The organism is Okeania sp. (assembly GCF_983059655.1).
On record NZ_CEZPJD010000937.1, the window covers coordinates 1 to 2,769 of the forward strand.

The window sequence follows — 2,769 nt, forward strand, 5'->3', positions numbered from 1 at the left end:
TATATATGAAAAAATGGCGCTTAATTAGTATCGGATTATTAACAGCTCTAACCTTATTTATTTTCAACTATATTGTTGGAAGTTGGCATCAAATATCTTTACTTAAACCTGCCCAAGCTGAAGATATTACTAATTCATTAATCTCTCAGAGTTCTCGCTCATATAAAGATAGTCAATTTGAGATTGGAATTATAGAAGGTTATCAACAAAAAATCATTGCTGGCGTACCAGTATTTGAATCGCCAGCAGGAAATTTAGCTTATACTGTAGTAGTCAAACCTCAAGTTGATTTACAACAATTAGATAATAAAACTTTAGCGATAATTGCCATAAGTGAATTTGCTAGAGGAGAAGGTTTTCAACCACAAGAATTTCAAGAAATTAAACCAGGAGAAATTACTTTACCTTGGAGTGGTAGTTTAACAATAAATAATAATACACAACCGATGAGTGGAATAATTTTAGCCCGTCAGATTGATAGAAATGTATTTTTATTGTTAATTAGTGCCACAGAAGGAAAAGCAGAAAAAATCACCCAAGTTTTGCAAATTTTATCCAATAGTTTAAAAGCAGTGTAAGCATTCAGCCTTCAGCTATCAGCTATCAGCTATTGCTTTTAGTTTAGGAAAAGCTTTATTAATTGTCTTACTACAAAAGTTTGCTCCCTTGCCCTTAAATTCAGTTGTTAATTTAAACATTGTTCTTAAGAACAGAGTTTTGTTGCTGACTGCTAATAACTGTTTGCCCAGTATTCCGCAGGAAATGCTTACAAAGCAGTTTAATTTCAATCAAAAAAATAATGCTTATAGCAATTAAAGGAAAGGTTAGGAGAGATGAACAGCTTAAAACTCAGACAATGTAATATTTTTCCTTCTTCCTTCTTCCTTCTTCCTTCTTCCCTCTTCCTTAATTTAAAAAATATGAATCCAGAACTTTCCGAAACTACCCGTTTATTAGATATCATGCCTGCTTCTGGGCGAATGATGACAAAAATAGTTGGTAAAAATCAACAACCTACCATTATTGAAACAACCTTTCCTTTACCTTGGAAAAATGACCGGGTAATCTACCTAAATTTTGACTTATGGATGAACTTACCCAAAGCACAACGAGATTTAATCATGTTACAAACCGTCAGTTGGTTATGTGAAATTCAATGGTTTAAGCCTAATTTGAATCAAGGTGTTTTTGCAGTGGGTTTAATAGGATTAATTTCCGAATTAAGCGAAGCAGATGTAGTAGGAATATTAGTTGCTAGTAGTTTAAGTGCAATTGGTTTAATCAAAATTTGGCAAAATAATCATAGTACACAAACAGAATTAGCAGCAGATGAAATGGCAATTAGAGTTGCAACCAGACGAGGTTATCAAGAAACTGAAGCAGCAAATTATTTGTTACAAGGAATAGAAAATGTAGCAAAAATTGAAGGGCGTAATAATCTGAACTTTACTGAGTTAGTTAGGTGTCAAAATTTAAAGGCGATCGCTGGTTTATCTCCAGTAGCAGTTCCAGAAAAAGTGAGGAAAGAATAATATTAAATTGTAGTGGGAGCATCTTGCTCCCTGGGGAATAGGGAGTCGGAAAATACTTTGGTACTTGTGAGTGTTGCAGGGTGCTACTCTACATAGCGATACCGTATGAAAAAAACAGCTAAATTTTTGCTAAAATTAAGACAACATATCATATCATGTCCGGTAGCATCGGTCTTGTATAGTAAATAGGGAACAGGGAACACCGGAGCTGGGAACAGGCAAGAAAAAAACTTAAATTTCCTGTAGATATCCACGCTAACTTTTACACAAACTATACCAACGGACATGATATCAAATATGGATGGGTTATATCATGTTCGGATAATCAGTTATAAAAAACCTTATCTCTTTGGACCTTTCTGTCCCTTCTGCCTTCTGCCTTCTGCCCTCTGCCTTTTGCCCTCTGCCTTCCTTTCTCCAAAGTATAAGTATTTAACCGAACATGATATTAGTGATGACGGAAATAAACATTAAAACTGAACTACTACGGCCTTTTCCCGACCATACCCAACTGCCAGAGTCAGACGGTACATTAGACATCTCCAAAAATTCTCAAGCACTTACTTTAACTATCTTTCAAGGAGCGATCGCCTAAACCTCCAGATAGTCATTTTGTACATACTTTAAATATTAGAGATAGTTACTGTTAATTATTTAACATATTTATCCATTTTTTTTGTTCTCTTCATTATCAATACCATCTTTTTGTATGGTGGTTAATTAATGCAACCTAATATTACTTTTGACTTTTGACTTTATAACTTGCCAGTAGTTACAACAACTCCACTGTTCCCCGATACCCATCTACCCTAACTTTTTGCCCATCCTGTAAACGAGTCATCGCTCTAGAAACATTCATTACTGCCGGAATGCCATATTCCCGCGCAATAATAGCTCCGTGGGATAACTGCCCCCCTACTTCTGCAATAATACCTTTTGCCTTCAACAACAAAGGTGCCCAACCAGCATCGGTATAAGGCACAACAATAATTAGATTTTCCGACTCAGCCAGATTTACCTCTAAACTCCGACAAACCTTGACATAACCTTCCACACAACCAACACTTCCTGGTATCCCTTGTAAAATAGAAACATTTTCCTCAGTAGAGATAGTTTCCCGACTTTCTTGCGGTAATACATTCCCATAAACTACCTGGGGAACTTGGCGATCGCGGTCTTTTTCCAACTGTTCCTTTCTTTCACGGATAAGTGCTCCAAGCAGGCGATCGCTAAACAT

3 protein-coding genes and 1 pseudogene are annotated in these 2,769 nt (G+C 36.0%); 3 read left to right on the forward strand and 1 reads right to left on the reverse strand.

Annotated features, from left to right (window positions below; all coding sequences use genetic code 11):
• From AC3DU7_RS30395 to AC3DU7_RS30405, 3 genes and pseudogenes are all read left to right on the forward strand, one after another.
• Positions 1-578 (forward strand): annotated as a pseudogene (locus AC3DU7_RS30395) (hypothetical protein); the annotation flags it as partial.
• Between the two features lie 342 nt (positions 579-920).
• Entirely contained in the window at positions 921-1,532 is a 612-nt protein-coding gene (locus tag AC3DU7_RS30400) for a DUF3318 domain-containing protein (RefSeq protein WP_488042965.1), read from the forward strand.
• A 454-nt stretch (positions 1,533-1,986) separates the two neighbouring features.
• Complete coding sequence (locus AC3DU7_RS30405; RefSeq protein WP_488042966.1) at positions 1,987-2,127, forward strand: hypothetical protein; 141 nt, start codon at positions 1,987-1,989, stop codon at positions 2,125-2,127.
• Between the two features lie 177 nt (positions 2,128-2,304).
• On the opposite strand, the gene AC3DU7_RS30410 is transcribed toward AC3DU7_RS30405, so the two are convergent.
• The coding region (locus AC3DU7_RS30410) for a PEP-utilizing enzyme (RefSeq protein WP_488042967.1) at positions 2,305-2,769 on the reverse strand (465 nt) is incomplete at its 5' end.